General features: G+C 69.9%; 16 protein-coding genes and 1 tRNA gene. 12 read left to right on the forward strand and 5 right to left on the reverse strand.

What is annotated here, in order from left to right:
- Positions 1-22: 22 nt before the first annotated feature.
- From OG218_RS13180 to rpmH, 5 genes are all read right to left on the reverse strand, one after another.
- The gene (locus OG218_RS13180) at positions 23-583 is read right to left on the reverse strand and encodes a Jag family protein (RefSeq protein WP_380162313.1); all 561 of its coding nucleotides are present in this window, start codon (positions 581-583) and stop codon (positions 23-25) included.
- 77 nt (positions 584-660) lie between these two features.
- Positions 661-1,677, reverse strand: a complete 1,017-nt coding sequence (gene yidC / locus OG218_RS13185) for a membrane protein insertase YidC (protein ID WP_328293681.1) — start codon at positions 1,675-1,677, stop codon at positions 661-663.
- A 31-nt stretch (positions 1,678-1,708) separates the two neighbouring features.
- Complete coding sequence (gene yidD / locus OG218_RS13190; RefSeq protein WP_328293682.1) at positions 1,709-1,984, reverse strand: membrane protein insertion efficiency factor YidD; 276 nt, start codon at positions 1,982-1,984, stop codon at positions 1,709-1,711.
- A complete protein-coding gene (gene rnpA / locus OG218_RS13195) occupies positions 1,977-2,342 on the reverse strand; it encodes a ribonuclease P protein component (RefSeq protein ID WP_328293683.1) in 366 nt (121 codons plus the stop codon). Before rnpA ends, yidD begins: the two co-directional genes overlap by 8 nt.
- A gap of 19 nt (positions 2,343-2,361) precedes the next feature.
- Positions 2,362-2,499 (reverse strand): 50S ribosomal protein L34, encoded by a 138-nt coding sequence (rpmH, locus tag OG218_RS13200; protein WP_012085693.1) that lies wholly within the window; start codon positions 2,497-2,499, stop codon positions 2,362-2,364.
- Positions 2,500-3,025: 526 nt separating this feature from the next.
- Here rpmH and dnaA point away from each other — a divergent pair.
- From dnaA to OG218_RS13260, 12 genes are all read left to right on the forward strand, one after another.
- Positions 3,026-4,600 carry a chromosomal replication initiator protein DnaA gene (gene dnaA / locus OG218_RS13205; protein WP_328293684.1) on the forward strand — a complete coding sequence of 525 codons (1,575 nt, stop codon included), beginning with the start codon at positions 3,026-3,028 and terminating at the stop codon, positions 4,598-4,600.
- Between the two features lie 943 nt (positions 4,601-5,543).
- Positions 5,544-6,671, forward strand: a complete 1,128-nt coding sequence (gene dnaN / locus OG218_RS13210; protein WP_328293685.1) for a DNA polymerase III subunit beta — start codon at positions 5,544-5,546, stop codon at positions 6,669-6,671.
- A 26-nt stretch (positions 6,672-6,697) separates the two neighbouring features.
- Entirely contained in the window at positions 6,698-7,645 is a 948-nt protein-coding gene (gene gnd, locus OG218_RS13215) for a phosphogluconate dehydrogenase (NAD(+)-dependent, decarboxylating) (protein WP_328293686.1), read from the forward strand.
- 7 nt (positions 7,646-7,652) lie between these two features.
- A complete protein-coding gene (gene recF, locus OG218_RS13220) occupies positions 7,653-8,828 on the forward strand; it encodes a DNA replication/repair protein RecF (protein WP_328293687.1) in 1,176 nt (391 codons plus the stop codon).
- Positions 8,821-9,426 (forward strand): DUF721 domain-containing protein, encoded by a 606-nt coding sequence (locus OG218_RS13225; protein WP_328293688.1) that lies wholly within the window; start codon positions 8,821-8,823, stop codon positions 9,424-9,426. Before recF ends, OG218_RS13225 begins: the two co-directional genes overlap by 8 nt.
- A gap of 265 nt (positions 9,427-9,691) precedes the next feature.
- Positions 9,692-11,764: a DNA topoisomerase (ATP-hydrolyzing) subunit B gene (gyrB, locus tag OG218_RS13230; RefSeq protein WP_328293689.1), complete on the forward strand. Its 2,073-nt coding sequence runs from the start codon at positions 9,692-9,694 to the stop codon at positions 11,762-11,764.
- Positions 11,765-11,824: 60 nt separating this feature from the next.
- A complete protein-coding gene (gene gyrA / locus OG218_RS13235; protein WP_328293690.1) occupies positions 11,825-14,563 on the forward strand; it encodes a DNA gyrase subunit A in 2,739 nt (912 codons plus the stop codon).
- A 146-nt stretch (positions 14,564-14,709) separates the two neighbouring features.
- Positions 14,710-15,072 (forward strand): DUF3566 domain-containing protein, encoded by a 363-nt coding sequence (locus OG218_RS13240; protein ID WP_328293691.1) that lies wholly within the window; start codon positions 14,710-14,712, stop codon positions 15,070-15,072.
- A 71-nt stretch (positions 15,073-15,143) separates the two neighbouring features.
- Positions 15,144-15,217: transfer RNA gene (locus OG218_RS13245), tRNA-Ile, on the forward strand.
- Between the two features lie 74 nt (positions 15,218-15,291).
- Positions 15,292-15,693, forward strand: coding sequence for a VOC family protein (locus tag OG218_RS13250; RefSeq protein ID WP_328293692.1), 402 nt, complete (start codon positions 15,292-15,294; stop codon positions 15,691-15,693).
- Positions 15,694-15,751: 58 nt separating this feature from the next.
- Positions 15,752-16,753 (forward strand): ATP-binding protein, encoded by a 1,002-nt coding sequence (locus OG218_RS13255; RefSeq protein WP_328293693.1) that lies wholly within the window; start codon positions 15,752-15,754, stop codon positions 16,751-16,753.
- A gap of 7 nt (positions 16,754-16,760) precedes the next feature.
- Positions 16,761-17,360 (forward strand): arsenate reductase/protein-tyrosine-phosphatase family protein, encoded by a 600-nt coding sequence (locus OG218_RS13260; protein WP_328293694.1) that lies wholly within the window; start codon positions 16,761-16,763, stop codon positions 17,358-17,360.
- Positions 17,361-17,419: the final 59 nt, after the last annotated feature.

Below are 17,419 nucleotides of genomic sequence, written 5' to 3' on the forward strand. Positions count from 1 at the left end.
CGGCTGACGGGAGCCTGCCTGTTCAGTCGTCGTCGCCCTGTGGACCACTCTCGATGACGGTGGGGAGCACCACGACGCGACGACGGGGCTCTTCACCTTCGGACTCGCTGAGCAGACCGGCCGCGGCCACGGCGTCGTGCACGACCTTGCGCTCGAACGCGGGCATGGGTTCGAGGCGTTCGGCCGAGCCGCTGGCGCGGACCCGGGCGACGACCTCACCGGCGAGGCGCACCAGAGCGCCGCGCTTGGTGAGGCGGTGCCCGGCGACGTCGAGCATGAGCCGTGTGCGGTCTCCGGTCTGAGCCTGGACGGCCAGGCGGGTGAGCTCCTGCAGCGCCTCGAGGACGTCGCCGCTCGCACCGACCAGCTTTTCGAGGGCGGGTGTACCGGCCTCGTCCGCGACGATCGCGACCGACGCACGGCCGTTCTCGATGTCGATGTCGATGTCACCGTCGAGGTCGGTGATGTCCAGGAGCTCTTCGAGGTAGTCGGCGGCGATGTCGCCTTCCTCCTCGAGTCGCGACTTGGCCGATCCGCGCTTCGGAGTCTCTTCCGTCGCGGCGGCGGCCTCGGTCTCTGCCACCGAGGTCTCCTCGACCGCGTCCGTCGTGCCGTTCACAGGTCCTCCTGGGTCTCGCTGTGCAGCTGGTTCTGAGGTGTTCAGCGGTTCGGGCCCTGGCTGGAGCGCGGACCGCCGGGACGGCGCTGCTCACGGCTGTCACCGCGCTTGGGCTGCTGACGCTGCCGGCGGGCCGGGGCGTTGGTGGTGTGCTCGGCGGTCACACCGGTGCCGGACGGGCCCGACGTGTCGGTCGTGAGGACCTGACCGCGGCGAGCGGCACGACGAGCCTTGCGCTCCTCGAGCTCCTTCTCGGCCAGCGAGCCCGGGTTGGGCATGCGCCGGATCACGAAGAACTGCTGCCCCATGGACCAGATGTTCGTGGTGAGCCAGTACAGGAGGACACCGATCGGGAAGTTGACGCCGGAGACGGCGAAGATGATCGGCAACACGTAGAGCATCAGCTTCTGCTGCTGCGCGAAGGGGTTGCCCTCCATCGATGCCGACGACGTGTTCTTCGCCATCAGCTGGCGCTGGGTGATGAACTGCGACGCCGACATGAGGATGATCATCACTGCGGTGAGGACGATCGTGTTCCACTCGTGCGTCGCCCACGACTTCATGAAGATGTCGGAGAGCTGAGAGCCGAAGATCGTCGCGTTGTCGGCCTGCTCCACCAGAGTGGCGTTCAAGGGGCCGATCGACTTGCCCTGGCCGATGCCGTTGAGCGTGTGGAACAGCGCCAGGAAGATCGGGGACTGCAGCAGGATCGGCAGGCAGCTCGCCATCGGGTTCGTCCCCGACTCGCGGTAGAGCGCCATCATCTCCTGCTGCATGGCCTGGCGGGACGCAGGATCGTTCTTGCCCTTGTACTTGGCCTGGATCTTGCGCATCTCGGGCTGGATGACCTGCATCCCCCGCATGGCCTTGATCTGCTTCACGAAGAGCGGGATCAGCAGGATGCGGATGACGACCACGAGGCCCACGATCGACAGCGACCACGCCGCACCGCCGGCGGGGTTGAACCCGATGGCCGTGAACAGGTCGTGGAAGCGCACCATGATCCACGCCACCACCCATTGGATGGGATGGAGCAGCTGGTAGAAGAAATCGATCATCGTGCGGCTTGTCCTCTCACAGGGGTCGGGCTCACGGGGCCTTCACCCGCGAGTGGCCCTTCGGCGGAACGGGGTCCACCCCACCAGGGTTCCACGGGTGGCAGCGGAGGAGTCGTCGGACGGCGAGCCAAGTCCCGACGAGAGCACCTCGGGTGCGCAACGCCTCGACGGCGTAGGCGGAACACGAGGGGTAGAAGCGGCACGTGGGGCCCAGGACGGGCGAGACGAGCAGCTGGTAGATGCGCACCAGCCCGACCAGCAGCGATGCCGGCCAGCGCAACGGGTGCCACCAGTGTCGGTCAGGCACGAGCCGTCGCCTCGACCGGGAGGAGACCCAGCCGGCGCAGGCCCTTGTCCACGTCGGCGGCGAGCTCGGCCGAGGTGGCGTCGCCGGCCGCGGGGAGCGCCCGCACGACCAGCAGACCGCCCTCGGGGGGCAGGACGACCAGTCGGGCGGACGCCAGGTGCCGCAGCCGGCGTTGCGTGCGGTGCCGGACGACGGAGTTGCCCACGGCCTTGGACACGACGAAGCCCACCCGCGTGGGGTGGGCTCGGTCGGTCGCCGTCCAGTGCAGGACCAGACGACGGGTTCCGGCACGCGTGCCGTGCTTCAGGGCGACGGTGAAGTCGTCCTTGAGGCGAAGGCGGTGCTCCGCTGACAGCACGCGGGCTGGGGGAACGGCGTCAGGCGGAGATCTGCGCGCGGCCCTTGGTGCGACGCGCCGAGAGGATGGCGCGGCCGGCACGGGTCCGCATGCGAAGACGGAAACCGTGCACCTTGGCGCGACGACGGTTGTTCGGCTGGAAGGTGCGCTTGCTCACGTCAGTACTCCAAGACTCGGGCGGGACTCGTGCGGGCGGGCCCCGCCGTACTGCCGGACCGTGGACCCGGGACGAACCCGGGGACGGGCGGCGATGCGGAGCGCAATCTCCAGCAGGGTACGGTCCCGAACCGACTGCGGTCAAAGCGCGCAGGGTCTGCCCGGCGACGACGGCGCGACCGCCGTCCACAGGACGCGCGAGCGGGCCCTCCGGGGGACGCCGGGAAGGTACCGTTCCCGTCAGGTCCGGCGGGAGACGACCCGCCGAGACCGCGGTCCTCGACAGGCGCCGCTCCAGGCCCCGCTCGACGGGGACGGGCGTGGCAGTGGCGGCCGGACGTCGTCGGGGAGGACGCCACTTGAACAGTGGCCGTCGCGTTGTTACGGTCCCGCTCGACGTACCGACGCCCGCACCGCTCGAGGTGCTGCGACGGACATCTCGTGTGCCCCGACCGTCTTCCACAGCTGTGGACAGGGTTGTGGACGAGACCCGTCCGACGGATCCGGTACGACGGGAGAGGGCTCGAGTGGAGACCGACAGCGGGGACTTCCCCAGCGTCTGGGAACGTGCCATCGCCCAACTGGACGACGGCGTCACTCAGCACCAGCGGGCGTTCGTGCGCCTGACCCGACCCCTCGGCCTGCTCGACGGGACAGCTCTGCTCGCCGTGCCGAACGACCTCACCAAGGACGTCATCGAGCAGAAGGTCCGCGAACCGCTGACCCGCGCCCTCTCGGAGGTCTACGGCTCGGCGATCCGTCTCGCGGTCACGGTGGACCCCTCGATCGGGCAGATGCTCACCCCGGAACGCACCGGCGAGCTCGTCGACGGTCTCGACGGGGTTCCCAGCGTGGAGCGCGAACGGGTCTCGGCCCTGCGCGGCATCGATGGTGAAGGTGATCCCGGTCGGTACTCCCGCACCGACGAGCGTCACCTGAGCGCCGTCGAGGAGGATTCCCCGCTCGACGATTCCGACCCCGACCTGCTGTTCACCGGCTACAAGGTCGACCGGGGCGCCGGAACGGGCCGCCAGGCCCCGCGGAACCGTTCCACGACGAAGATCGAGAACGCCCGGCTGAATCCAAAGTACATCTTCGAGACCTTCGTCATCGGCGCCAGCAACCGTTTCGCGCACGCGGCCGCGGTGGCCGTCGCCGAAGCCCCGGCGAAGGCTTACAACCCGTTGTTCATCTACGGGGAGTCCGGGCTGGGAAAGACGCACCTGCTGCACGCCATCGGGCACTACGCCCAGAACCTCTACCCCGGTGTGCAGGTCCGGTACGTGAACTCCGAGGAATTCACCAACGACTTCATCAACTCGATCCGCGACGACAAGGCCCAGGCGTTCCAGCGCCGGCACCGCGACGTCGACGTCCTCCTCATCGACGACATCCAGTTCCTGTCGAACAAGGTCCAGACGCAGGAAGAGTTCTTCCACACGTTCAACACGCTGCACAACGCGAGCAAACAGGTCGTCATCACCTCCGACCTGCCGCCGAAGCAGTTGTCCGGCTTCGAGGAACGCATGCGGAGCCGTTTCGAGTGGGGCCTCATCACCGACGTCCAGCCCCCGGACCTGGAAACGCGCATCGCCATCCTCCGCAAGAAGGCCATTGGGGAACGCCTCGAGGTGCCCGACGACGTGAACGAGTACATCGCGTCGAAGATCTCCTCGAACATCCGTGAGCTCGAGGGCGCGCTCATCCGCGTGACGGCGTTCGCCAGCCTGAACCGGCAGCCCGTCGACATGCAGTTGGCCGAGATCGTGCTGCGCGACCTCATCCCCAACGACGAGAGCCCCGAGATCACGGCCGCCGCGATCATGGGCCAGACGGCGTCGTACTTCAGCATCACGTTGGAGGACCTCTGCGGGACGTCCCGTTCGCGGACCCTCGTCACCGCCCGCCAGATCGCGATGTACCTCTGCCGCGAGCTGACCGAGCTGTCGCTGCCGAAGATCGGTCAGCACTTCGGCGGCCGCGACCACACGACGGTCATGCACGCCGAACGCAAGATCAAGCAGCAGATGGCCGAGCGGCGCAGCACCTACAACCAGGTCACCGAGCTCACCAACCGCATCAAGAAGCAAGCGGGCGCCTGACCCGACGCTGAGCCCCGACGACAACAGGTCCGGGGTCGGCAACGCAGAGACGTGACCGCCCCGGTCGTGCCGGATCCAGCGTGGGATCCGGTACGACCGGGCACACGTCGTGGTGGTCGCACTGCCACTCCTCCTGACGCCCGCGGGGGCGCCTCCGACTCAGCCCCCGCGGCGAAGCCCATGACGTCTCCCGCGGCCTCCTGACGCCGCCGTTCAGGCCGTCGGCGCCCGAGCCGTCCCGCCGTGTGCTGACGCGTGCCCGGCGCCGGCCGTCGAGCCGTCCTGGGCGGGCGACCGCTCGAGGTCGCCGACGTCCCTCACCCCTGACGAAGAGTCGGTCCGGGCGCCGTCAGACCTCGTCGGAAAAGTTCTCCACAGTTGTCCACATGCTGGGGACAGGGTTGTGGACAGAGAAGCCCACACCCGTGGACAACCCGGTGGACGAGAGGTGGATCCAGCAGGGACAACCTGGGGACAGCGGTGGACAGACCGCCTCGGGAACGCGTACCTGTGGATGACCCGGTTCGCTCGTCCCCATGCCGTCCACACCCCCCGAGAGGGGGTCAAAAGGACTCTGACCTGCGACGACGCCGAGTTGTCCACAGGGTCCACAAGGGTTACGACTACGACTGATCTATCCATGGTGAATCCCGTCAGCCCACGTCCAGTGTGGACAGGTTGTGGGGAAAGGCGGCCTGGAGGAAGACTGAAGGGCCCGGAGGCCTGACCCTGTTCGAACAAGGTGTGGGGTACCCCTCGGCACGTTGATCACGCAGCGTGACCTCGAGGTGAGGGTCTTCTAGAAGTCTGGGATGACGGATCTCCCCGACCCTGTGGAGGCGCGTGCACCGGCGTCGGCGGTCTCCACTACTGTCGGAAGCCGCTCGTCCTGCTCCCTGCCGGACGGGGGACGCGACAGAGGTTCGAGAGAAGGCGGTGCCCGGTGGAGTTGCAGGTCGAGCGCGACGTGCTGGCCGACGCCGTCGCGTGGGCAGCCAGGGCCTTGCCCTCCCGGCCTCCTGTGCCCGTCCTGGCCGGTGTCCTCCTCGAGGCCACGGACGAGGGCTCCCTGAAGCTGTCGACCTTCGACTACGAGGTGTCCGCCCGGGTCGAGCTGCCGGCCGACGTCCGCACAGCCGGGCGCGTCCTGGTCTCCGGACGACTGCTGGCCGACATCTCGCGCAGCCTCCCGAACCGTCCGGTCACCCTCACCACCGAGGGCTCCAAGGTCGTCGTGACCTGCGGGGCGAGCCGCTTCACCCTGCTGACCATGACGGTCGACGAGTACCCCGCCCTGCCGTCGCTGCCGGGTTCCTCCGGTGAAGTGCCGGGAGCCGAGTTCGTCGAGGCCGTGGCGCAGGTGACCGTGGCGGCCAGCCGGGACGAGACCCTGCCGATCCTCACCGGGGTCCGGATGGAGATCGAGGGCGACCGGCTCACGCTGCTGGCCACCGACCGCTACCGCCTCGCGGTGCGCGAACTGCGCTGGAACCCGAGCAGCCCCGACATGTCCGCCGTGGCCCTGGTCCGGGCCCGAACGCTGTCCGACGTCGCCCGTTCGCTGGGCTCCACGAGTTCGCTGACGATGGCCATGGCCGACGGCAAGAGTGACCTCATCGGCTTCCAGGCCGGCGGTCGCTACTCGACCTCGCTGCTCGTCGACGGTGAGTACCCGAAGGTCCGGGCGCTGTTCCCGGCCGAATCGTCCACCCACGCGGTCGTCTCCACCGCCGCCCTGACGGAGGCCGTCAAGCGCGTGGCCCTCGTCGCGGAGCGCAACACGCCCGTACGGTTGCGCTTCGAGGACGGCGTGCTCTCCTTGGAAGCGGGCCAGGGCGAGGACGCACAGGCGACGGAGGCCCTCGAGGCCGCGCTCGTCGGTGAATCGATCGCCATCGCCTTCAACCCGCAGTTCCTGCTCGACGGCCTCGGGGCACTCGGTGCCCCGTTCGCCCGACTGTCGTTCACCCAGTCGACCCGCCCGGCGGTCCTCACCGGCCAGGCGGACCTCGAAGGGGACGACGACGACACCTACCGGTACCTGCTCATGCCGGTCCGGCTCGCCGGCTGAGCCCGGTCAGTCCACATGAGCCCGGTGTGAAGGCCGGGCACGAGAAGGGAACGTCTGGCATGCACATCGGTCTCGTCGGTCTCGGCAAGATGGGCGGGAACATGCGTTCCCGTCTGCGCGACAAGGGCATCGAGGTCACCGGGTACGACCCGAACCCCGACGTCACCGACGTCGCGAGCCTCGCGGCCCTGGTCGAGGCGCTGCCCTCGCCGCGCGTCATCTGGGTGATGGTCCCCTCGGGCAAGATCACCCGCGACACCGTCGCCAACCTGGCTCCGCTGCTCAAGGACGGTGACCTGGTCATCGACGGCGGCAACTCGAAGTGGACCGACGACGAGATCAACGCCAAGCTCCTCGCCGAGCGCGGTACCGGCTACCTCGACTGCGGCGTCTCCGGCGGCGTGTGGGGCAAGGACAACGGCTACGGCCTCATGGCCGGTGGCGCCAAGGGCCACGTCGACCTCGCGATGCCGATCTTCGACGCGCTGCGTCCCGAGGGTCCGCGCGAGGAGGGCTTCGTCCACGCCGGCGGCGTCGGGGCGGGCCACTACTCGAAGATGGTTCACAACGGCATCGAGTACGGCCTGATGCACGCCTACGCCGAGGGTTACGAGCTCCTCGAGGCGAAGGGGATCATCCACGACGTCCCGGCCGTCTTCAAGGCGTGGACCCGGGGCACCGTCGTCCGCTCCTGGCTGCTGGACCTCATGGTCCGCGCCCTGGAGGAGGACCCCAAGCTGGACAACATCCGCGGCTACGCCCAGGACTCCGGTGAGGGCCGCTGGACCCTGGAACAGGCGATCGAGAACGCCGTCCCGATGCCGGTCCTCGCGGCCGCGCTCTTCGCGCGCTTCTCCTCGCGCCAGGAGGACTCGCCCTCGATCAAGGCCGTCGCCGCCCTGCGCAACCAGTTCGGCGGGCACGCAGTGACGCAGGCCGGGCCCTCCTCGGGCACGGGCTCCGTGAACGACTGACCCTCGCGTGCACGTCGCGCACCTCTCGCTCGTCGACTACCGCTCCTACCCGAGCCTCGAACTGGACCTGCGCCCCGGCACGACGACCTTCGTCGGGCTGAACGGGCAGGGCAAGACCAACCTGGTCGAGGCCATCGGGTACGTCGCGACGTTGGACAGCCACCGGGTCTCCGGTGACGCGCCCCTCGTCCGGCAGGGAGCGGAGCGTGCCGTCGTCCGCGCTCAGCTGGAGCGCGGCGGTCGGCGGGCGCTGGTCGAGCTGGAGATCACGCCGGGCAAGGCGAACCGGGCCCGCCTCAACGGCAACCCGGTCCGCCGGACCCGCGACGTGCTCGGCGTGCTGCGCACCGTCCTCTTCGCCCCCGAGGACCTCGCCCTCGTGAAGGGCGACCCCGGCGAGCGGCGTCGCTACCTCGACGAGCTGCTGGTCACCCGCTGGCCGCGGGTCGCCGGGGTGCGGGCCGACTACGACCGCATCCTGCGGCAGCGGACGGCGTTGCTGAAGTCCGCCGGCGCGGCCATGCGCTCGGGTCGGGCGGACACCCACACCCTCGACGTCTGGGACGAGCACCTGGCGACGACGGGGGCGGAGCTGCTGTCGGCCCGCCTGGCGCTGCTGGCCGACCTGCGTGCACCCGCCGACTCCGCCTACCGCTCGGTGAGCGGGGGACAGGGCGACCTGGAGCTGGGGTACCGCTCGGCGCTGCCGCTGCTGGCGGAGGGGGTCGCCACGACCCCGGGCGGGGAGGTGCCGACGCGCGAGGAGCTGCGCGAGGGCCTGCTGGCCTCGATGGTCGAGAACCGCAAGGCCGAGCTCGACCGCGGGGTCTGCCTCGTCGGCCCGCAGCGCGACGACCTGGTGCTGACCCTCGGCGGGATGCCGGCCAAGGGCTACGCCAGTCACGGCGAGAGCTGGTCGGTGGCGCTCGGCCTGCGGCTGGCGAGCTACCGGCTGCTGCTCGCCGACGACGAGATGGACGATCCCGGGGGACCGGTCCTGATCCTCGACGACGTCTTCGCCGAGCTCGACGCCGGCCGCCGCGAACGGCTGTCCGCGATCGTCGCCGACGCCGAGCAGGTCCTCGTCACGGCCGCCGTCCCCGAGGACGTGCCCGCTGCGCTGCAGGGGGAGCACGCCGACCGGGTCCACGTCACGACCGGGGTGGCGGTCCGCGGTGACTGACCAGCCCGGCGCCGAGAACGAGGACGCGGAGAGCGGGGACGCGGAGCCGGGTCCCGAGGAGGAGCTCGACGACACCCTCGGCGCCGACCTCGCCCGGACCGCGCTGGGTCGGGCCCGCGCCGCCGCGGCGGCCAAGGGGCTGCGCCCGGGACGCGTCCCGCTGGGCGGTCCGAAGACGCGCGAGGAGTGGAAGGAGGCCCGGCGCAACACGGCCGGGCGGTCCGGGGCCCACCCCGACGCCCGCGACCCGCAGTCCCTGGACTCCACGCTGGGGCGTCTCGTCGGGGAGCGCGGGTGGGAGCAGCCCGTCGCCGTCGGCGGTGCGTTCGGTCGCTGGGACGTCGTCGTCGGGCCCGAGCTCGCCGGGCACTGCACCCCCGAGACGCTGAAGGACGGCACGCTCGTCGTCCGCGCCGAGTCGACCGCCTGGGCCACCCAGGTCCGCCTCCTCACCAGCCACCTCGTGCGGCGCCTGGACGAGGAGCTCGGTCACGGGGTCGTGACCAAGGTCGTCGTCCGCGGGCCGCAGGCCCCGTCGTGGCGCAAGGGTGGTCGTACCGCCCCGGGCGGTCGCGGACCTCGCGACACCTACGGCTGAGGAGTCCTGGCCCAGATCCGGCGCTGAAACGTCCGGCACCCCTCTCGTGTGGTCCCCCACGACAACGGGGGTCGAACCGCTCAGGGGGCGCGCTGAGGCGCGCTGAGTGAGAGGCCCCGGTCACTTCGGGGTAGACTGTGCGGTGAACCAGGCGGTCAGAGGACGCACGTCCTCGTACTGCTCGGCCACGTACGTCCGGCCCTGTGGGTGCGCGCCGTCCGCGGGCCGCGCCGACCGCCTCGACGCGGAGGGAGAGCACCCGCTCGTGCCAGACGAGGAACGTCCCGAGGACAGCCAGGAAGCACAGCCCGCTCCGGAGGACGCCGCGTCGCTCGCGGACGCCGTCACCCCGGACGGTCAGCCGAACCCGGAGTACGGCGCCGACGCCATCCAGGTCCTGGAGGGTCTCGAAGCGGTCCGCAAGCGTCCGGGCATGTACATCGGCTCCACCGGTGAACGCGGTCTGCACCACCTCGTCTCCGAGATCGTCGACAACTCCGTCGACGAGGCCCTCGGGGGGTACTGCGACACGATCGACGTGACCCTGCTCGCCGACGGCGGCGTCCGGGTCGTCGACAACGGCCGGGGGATCCCCGTCGACGTCATGCCGGGCGAGGGCCGGCCGGCCGTCGAGGTCGTGCTGACTGTCCTGCACGCGGGCGGCAAGTTCGGTGGCGGTGGCTACGCGGTGTCCGGTGGTCTGCACGGCGTCGGCAGTTCCGTCGTCAATGCCCTCTCCACCCGCCTCGACGTCGAGGTCTTCCGGCAGGGCTTCGCCTGGCGCCAGTCGTACGCGAACGGTGTGCCGCTGGCGCCGCTGGTCAAGGGCGAGGCGACCGATCGGACCGGGACGACGATCACGTTCTGGGCCAACGACGAGATCTTCGAGACCACCGACTACTCCTACGAGACCCTGCGCACGAGCTTCCAGCAGCGGGCCTTCCTCAACAAGGGCCTCACGCTGAACCTCACCGACGAGCGCGCCTACCCCGAGGACGAGGCCGACGACGGCGCCACGGACGACAAGCCGGTCCGCTCGGCGAGCTACCGCTACGACGACGGTCTCATCGACTACGTCAAGCACATCAACGCCCTGAAGAAGAACGAACCGCTGCACGACACCGTGATCTCCCTCGAGGCGGAGGACACGGAGAAGGGCATCGCGGTCGAGATCGCGATGCAGTGGACGACGTCGTACTCCGAGGCCGTCTTCACCTACGCCAACAACATCAACACCTCCGAGGGTGGGACGCACGAGGCGGGTTTCCGCACCGCGCTGACGAACCTCGTCATCGAGTACGCCCGCGCGGCCAAGCCGAAGATCCTCGAGGACAAGGACAACCTCGAGGGGTCGGACATCCGTGAGGGTCTGACCGCGATCGTCTCGGTCAAGCTGACCGAACCGCAGTTCGAGGGTCAGACGAAGACCAAGCTGGGCAACACCCTGGCCCGCACCTTCGTCCAGGCCCAGGTCCGCGAGCACCTCGGGCACTGGTTCCAGGCCAACCCCAAGGAAGCCTGGACGATCGCGAAGAAGGCGCAGGCGGCCTCGGTTGCGCGGTCGGCGGCGCGCAAGGCCCGTGAGGCAAGCCGGAAGTCGCTGCTGGAGCGCAACTCGTTGCCGGGGAAGTTGAAGGACTGCCAGTCCAACAACCCCGTCGAGTGCGAGGTCTTCATCGTCGAGGGGGACTCCGCCGGTGGTTCTGCCACCCGTGGTCGCGACCCGCGCACCCAGGCCATCCTGCCAATCCGCGGGAAGATCCTGAACGTCGAGAAGGCCCGGTTGGACCGCGCCCTGGGCAACCAGGAGGTGCAGGCCCTCATCACCGCGTTCGGCACGGGCATCGGCGAGGACTTCAACCTCGAGAAGCTCCGCTACCACAAGATCATCCTGATGGCGGATGCCGACGTCGACGGTCAGCACATCCAGACGCTGCTGCTGACACTGCTGTTCCGCTACATGAGCCCGCTCGTCGAGAACGGTCACGTGTACCTGGCGCAGCCGCCGCTGTACCGGCTCAAGTGGATGGGTGGTGCGGCCCACGAGTTCGTCTACTCCGACCGGGAGCGCGACGCGATGATCGAGGCCGGTCGCGCCGCCGGGAAGAAGCTTCCCAAGGAGAGCGCCATCCAGCGCTACAAGGGTCTGGGTGAGATGAACTGGGACGAGCTGTCCGAGACGACGATGGACCGGGCGCACCGGACGCTCCTCCAGGTGACCCTCGAGGACGCGGCCGCCGCCGATGCCGTGTTCTCCGTCCTCATGGGTGAGGACGTCGAATCGCGCCGGAGCTTCATCCAGCGCAACGCCCGCGACGTGAGGTTCCTCGACGTCTGATCGATGTTCCACGTGGAACGTCCGACGCCGAGACCGTGACCTGAGAGGCAAACCCCCGCCGTGAGCGAGAGCACCACCGAACCCCCCACCGACGACCGCGTCCAGCAGGTCGACCTGCAGGCGCAGATGCAGCGGTCCTACCTCGACTACGCGATGAGCGTCATCGTCTCGCGTGCCCTGCCCGACGTGCGGGACGGTCTGAAACCCGTCCACCGCCGGGTGCTGTACGCGATGTACGACGGGGGTTACCGCCCCGACCGTGGGTACTACAAGTGCGCCCGCGTCGTCGGCGACGTCATGTCGAACTACCACCCGCACGGTGACAGTTCCATCTACGACGCCCTCGTGCGCCTCGCCCAGGACTGGTCGTTGCGCTACCCGCTCGTCGACGGGCAGGGGAACTTCGGTTCGCCCGGCAACGACCCGGCCGCGGCCTACCGCTACACCGAGTGCCGGATGGCGCCGCTGGCCATGGAGATGGTTCGCGACATCGACGAGGAGACCGTCGACTTCTCCCCCAACTACGACGGTCGTTCCCAGGAACCCGACGTCCTGCCCAGCCGGTTCCCGAACCTGCTGGTCAACGGTTCCGCCGGCATCGCCGTCGGCATGGCGACGAACATCCCGCCGCACAACCTGCGCGAGGTCGCCGAGGGTGCGAAGTGGCTGCTGGACAACCCGGACGCCGCCGAGGACGAGCAGACCGCCGCGCTGCTGCAGCGCATCAAGGGCCCGGACTTCCCCACCGGTGCGTTGATCCTCGGCCAGCGGGGGATCCAGGACGCCTACCGCACCGGGCGCGGCTCCATCACGATGCGCGCCGTCGTGGAGGTCGAGGAGATCCAGGGCCGGACCTGCCTCGTCGTCAGTGAACTGCCGTACCAGGTGAACCCGGACAACCTCGCCGAGAACATCGCGAACCTCGTCCGCGACGGCCGGCTCACCGGCATCGCCGACGTGCAGGACCACACCTCCGGGAAGACCGGACAGCGCCTCGTCATCATCCTGCGCCGTGACGCCGTCGCGAAGGTCGTGCTGAACAACCTCTACAAGCACACCCAGCTGCAGACGAACTTCGGTGCGAACATGCTGGCGCTGGTCGACGGCGTGCCGCGCACCCTGCCGATCACTGCGTTCCTCAAGCACTGGATCACCCACCAGCTGGAAGTCATCCAGCGCCGCACGCGGTTCCGGCTGCGCAAGGCCGAGGAGCGCGCGCACATCCTGCGTGCGCTGCTCAAGGCGCTCGACGCCATGGACGAGGTCATCGCCCTCATCCGCGCCAGCGCCACCGTCGAGATCGCCCGTGACGGCCTGATGGAACTCCTCGACATCGACGAGATCCAGTCCCGCGCGATCCTCGAGATGCAGCTGCGTCGTCTCGCCGCGCTGGAACGTCAGCGCATCACCGACGAGTACGACGAACTCATGCGGCTGATCACGGACTACAACGACATCCTCGCCCGTCCGGAGCGGCAGCGACAGATCGTCCGCGACGAACTGGTCGAACTGGTCGAGCGCTACGGGGACGAGCGCAAGACGCAGATCCTGCCCTTCGAGGGCGACATGACGGCCGAGGACCTCATCCCCGTCGAGGACGTGGTCGTCACCGTCACCCGCGGCGGGTACGCCAAGCGCACCAAGACCGACCTCTACCGCGCGCAGCGGCGGGGTGGGCGCGGGGTGCGCGGTGCGAGCCTGCGCGAGGACGACGTCGTGGAGCACTTCTTCACGACGACGACCCACCACTGGTTGCTCTTCTTCACCAACCTGGGCCGGGTCTACCGGGCCAAGGGCTACGAACTGCCCGAGGGTGGCCGGGACGGTCGCGGGCAGCACGTCGCGAACCTGCTGGCCTTCCAGCCGGGCGAGAAGATCGTCGCCGTCCTCGACATCGAGGACTACGAGCAGGCGCCGTACCTGGTGCTCGCGACCCGGGGCGGCATCGTCAAGAAGACGAAGCTCTCCGAGTACGACTCCAACCGCTCGGGTGGTCTCATCGCCATCAACCTCCGCTCCCACGCCGGGGCCGAGGGCGAGGAGGAGGTCGACGACGAACTGTTCGGTGCGACCCTCGTCAGCGAGAACGAGGACCTGTTCCTCGTGTCGCGCAAGGGGATGAGCGTCCGGTTCGAGGCCACCGACGAGAACCTGCGCCCCATGGGCCGGGCCACCTCCGGGGTCACGGGGATGAAGTTCCGCGGCGACGACGAGCTGCTCGCGATGGCCGTCGCCCGCGACGACCTCTACGTCTTCGTCGTCACCGAGCACGGGTACGCGAAGCGCACCGCGATCGCGGAGTACCGCAAGCAGGGACGCGGTGGCCTCGGCATCAAGGTCGCCAAGCTGACCGACGAACGCGGTGACCTGGTCGGGGCGCTCACCGTCGCCGAGGACGACGAGGTGCTCGTCGTCATGCAGGCCGGCCGCGTCGTCCGCTCCCGCGTCGACGAGGTGCCGGCCAAGGGCCGCGACACCATGGGCGTCACGTTCGCCAAGCCGGAGAAGGGCGACAAGATCCTCGCCGTCGCCCGCAACGTCGAGCGGGTGATCGACGTGGAGCTGGGAACCGACGACACCGACGGCGCGGACGACGGCACCGACCCCGTCACGACCGAGCCGGACCCGGACATCGCGGGCTCCGGGGACGACCTCGCGGCCGCCGAAGGGGTGGATGAGCTGCCGAACGGTGGAGCACCTGTGCAGGAACCGGCGAACGACCCTGTGGGTGGGGCAGTCGATGGCGTACCGTCGCCGGAGGCCTCGGACAGCGAGGACGAACCCGGAGGTGACGAGTGACCCCCGCCGAACGCGCGACCGCGTCGTCGGCCCAGTCGGCCAGTCAGGCCGCTAGGTCCGCGACGTCCTCGGCAGGACAGCCCTCAGCAGCACAGGCGACCACCGCGGGGCAGGCTCAGGCCCGCCCCCGCAGCGGCGTGGACTCAGTGCCCCGTCGTGTGCGGTTGACGCTGGCGCGGGTCGACCCGTGGTCGGTGACGAAGCTGTCGTTCCTGCTGTCGGTGGCCGTCGGGATCGCCCTGGTGGTGGCGACCGCCGTCATCTGGAGCGTGCTGAACGGGATGGGTGTCTTCACCGACCTCAACGGCCTGCTCAAGGACGTCGTCGGCAACGAGGTGAAGTTCAACCTGCTCGACTACGTCGGGTTCGGCAAGGTCATCTCGCTCGCCACGGTCATCGCCGTCGTCGACGTCGTGCTGCTCACGGCGCTGTCGACGATCATCGCCTTCCTCTACAACGTCTCGTCCGCGCTGGTCGGCGGGTTGCACGTCACCCTGTCCGACGACTGAATTCCGGTTCGGAGCACGGCCCCGAGTCGGGTAAGGTTGACGATGCCGCGCGCGCAGAGCGGGTGGCATGAGGGCCTATAGCTCAGTTGGTTAGAGCGCTTCCCTGATAAGGAAGAGGTCGGAGGTTCAAGTCCTCCTAGGCCCACCCTGGAACCCCCGGAGATCGTTCTCCGGGGGTTCTCTCGTGCCTGCGGTGAGCGTGCGGTGCACCCTGGGACGATGACGACGTCGTTCCCCCGGCTGCTGCACACCGTCCTGGACACGACCGACGCCCGCGGCCTCGCGGAGTTCTACCGGGAACTGCTGGGGCTGCGCTACCGCCCGGGCGACGAGGGGACCGGGCCGGCGCAGTGGCTCGTCCTCCTCGACGGTGACGGCGCGCGGGTCCTGGCCTTCCAGCAGGTCGAGCAGCTCGCCCGCAGCACGTGGCCGGCGGGTGACGTCCCGATGCAGGTGCACGTCGACTTCACCGTCCCCGACCGGGCCGCCCTGGAGCACCACCACGCCCGGTCGCTGGCGTTGGGCGCGCAGGTGCTGGTGGACCGCACCAACGATCCCGAGGAACCGCTGTACGTGCTCGCCGATCCGGCGGGTCACCCGTTCTGCCTGTTCGTGGGGTGAGGGGCTCGGTGCTCGCGACACTGGTGTGACGTGGGGTGACTCACGGTAAGTTGCTGGGGTGGAGGCACGGCTGCTGGCGACCGCGGCGCACGTCAGGGCACTCGTGGAGAGTCACAGCGCGGGCGACGACGTGCGGTTCCGTGCTGCCGTCGCCGAGGTCCTCGAGAAGGCCGGGCGCTCCAAGGAGGTCGAGGAGCTGCGCGGGTTGCTCGAGACCCGCCGGGCCAGCGTCCGCCCGCAGGCGCCCCCGCAGCCGGCCGCGCCGTCCTCGGTCGCGCAGCCCCGCGGTGAGCTCGCCCAGGTCCTCACCGTCTCGCTGCCCACCGTCGGGTTGGCCGACCTCGCCCTCGGCAGTGACGTCATGGCCCGCCTGCACCGGGTCCTCACCGAACAGCGACACGCGGACACGCTGCGGGCCAAAGGGTTCGACCCGCTGCGCAAGCTGCTCCTGACCGGGCAGTCCGGGACGGGCAAGTCCATGACGGCCGAGGTCCTGGCCGCGGAGCTCGCGCTGCCCGTGTTCGCGGTCCGCCTCGACGTCTTCGCCGACCTCGCCGCCGAGGACGCCATCGCGAAGCTGTCCCTGGTCTTCGACCTGCTGGCCCAGAGCCGCGGCGTCTGCCTCTTCGACGACGTCGACGCCCTCATCGACCCCGACGGCGGTGAGCGCAGCCGCTCCCGGCTGCGCGACGTGCTGCGCGCGTTCACCGGGATGCTGGAACTCGACGCCTCGGCCAGCGTGCTCGTCGTCACGACGAACCGTCCGCAACTGCTCGACCGGCCGGTGCTGCGCCGCTTCGACACCGTCATCGACTACCCGCTGCCGAGCACCGGTGTCGTCCAGGAGATCGTGCTGCGCCGGCTGCGCGGGTTCGACCTGAGCACCGTGGAGTGGCCCCGGGTCGCCTCGACCGCCAGCGGACTGAGCCACGAGCAGGTGGCGGCCGCGGCGGCGCTGGCCGCCAAGCAGTGCATCCTCGACGGCGCGCCGCAGGTCGAGACGGGCGCGCTGCTGGCGGCGCTGCGCGAACGACGACAGATGCTCAAGATGGCTCCGTGAGCCCCTCGTGAGGACCCGGTTCGAGGTCCTCGTCGTCTGCACGGCCAACATCAGCCGTTCACCGATGGCCGCTGCCCTGTTGCGCCACCACCTCGGTGCGCGCTTCGGCGAGGCCGCCGCGACGATCCGGGTGACCTCCGCCGGGACGATCGCGCTGGTCGGCGAACCGACCGACCGCGCCGTGGCGGAGGTGCTGCGTGCGCTGCGGCGTCCCGTCCCCGAGCCGACCCCGGCCCGCCAGGTCGACCCGCAGCTCGTCGGCGCGGCCGACCTCGTCCTGACCATGACCCGGGACCAGCGCGCGCACGTGATCACGACCGTCCCGCCCGTGCAGCGGCGTGTGTTCACGGTGCTGGAACTGGCCCGGATCTCCCGCCGCCTCGGTGAGGACCACCGACTGCCCGCGAGCGCCGCCCCTGCCGCCGGTCTGCGCTCCCTGGTGACCGCGGCCCCCGCGTGGCGCGGGCCGACCGCCCCCCGGGACCAGGCCTCCGACGACGTCGCCGACGTGCACGGGCAGAAGCTCGAGGAGCAGCTCAAGGCCGGGCGCCGCCTCGACGAGGCGTTCGCGGCGCTCGTGGCCGCGTTGCCCGCGCCTCCGGCCTGATCCACCGGCCGTCGGCGCGGCCTGGTCCGCCGCTCGCCGTGCCGACGAGCCTGAACCCG

It is taken from the genome of Kineococcus sp. NBC_00420, assembly GCF_036021035.1.
Taxonomy (GTDB): domain Bacteria; phylum Actinomycetota; class Actinomycetes; order Actinomycetales; family Kineococcaceae; genus Kineococcus.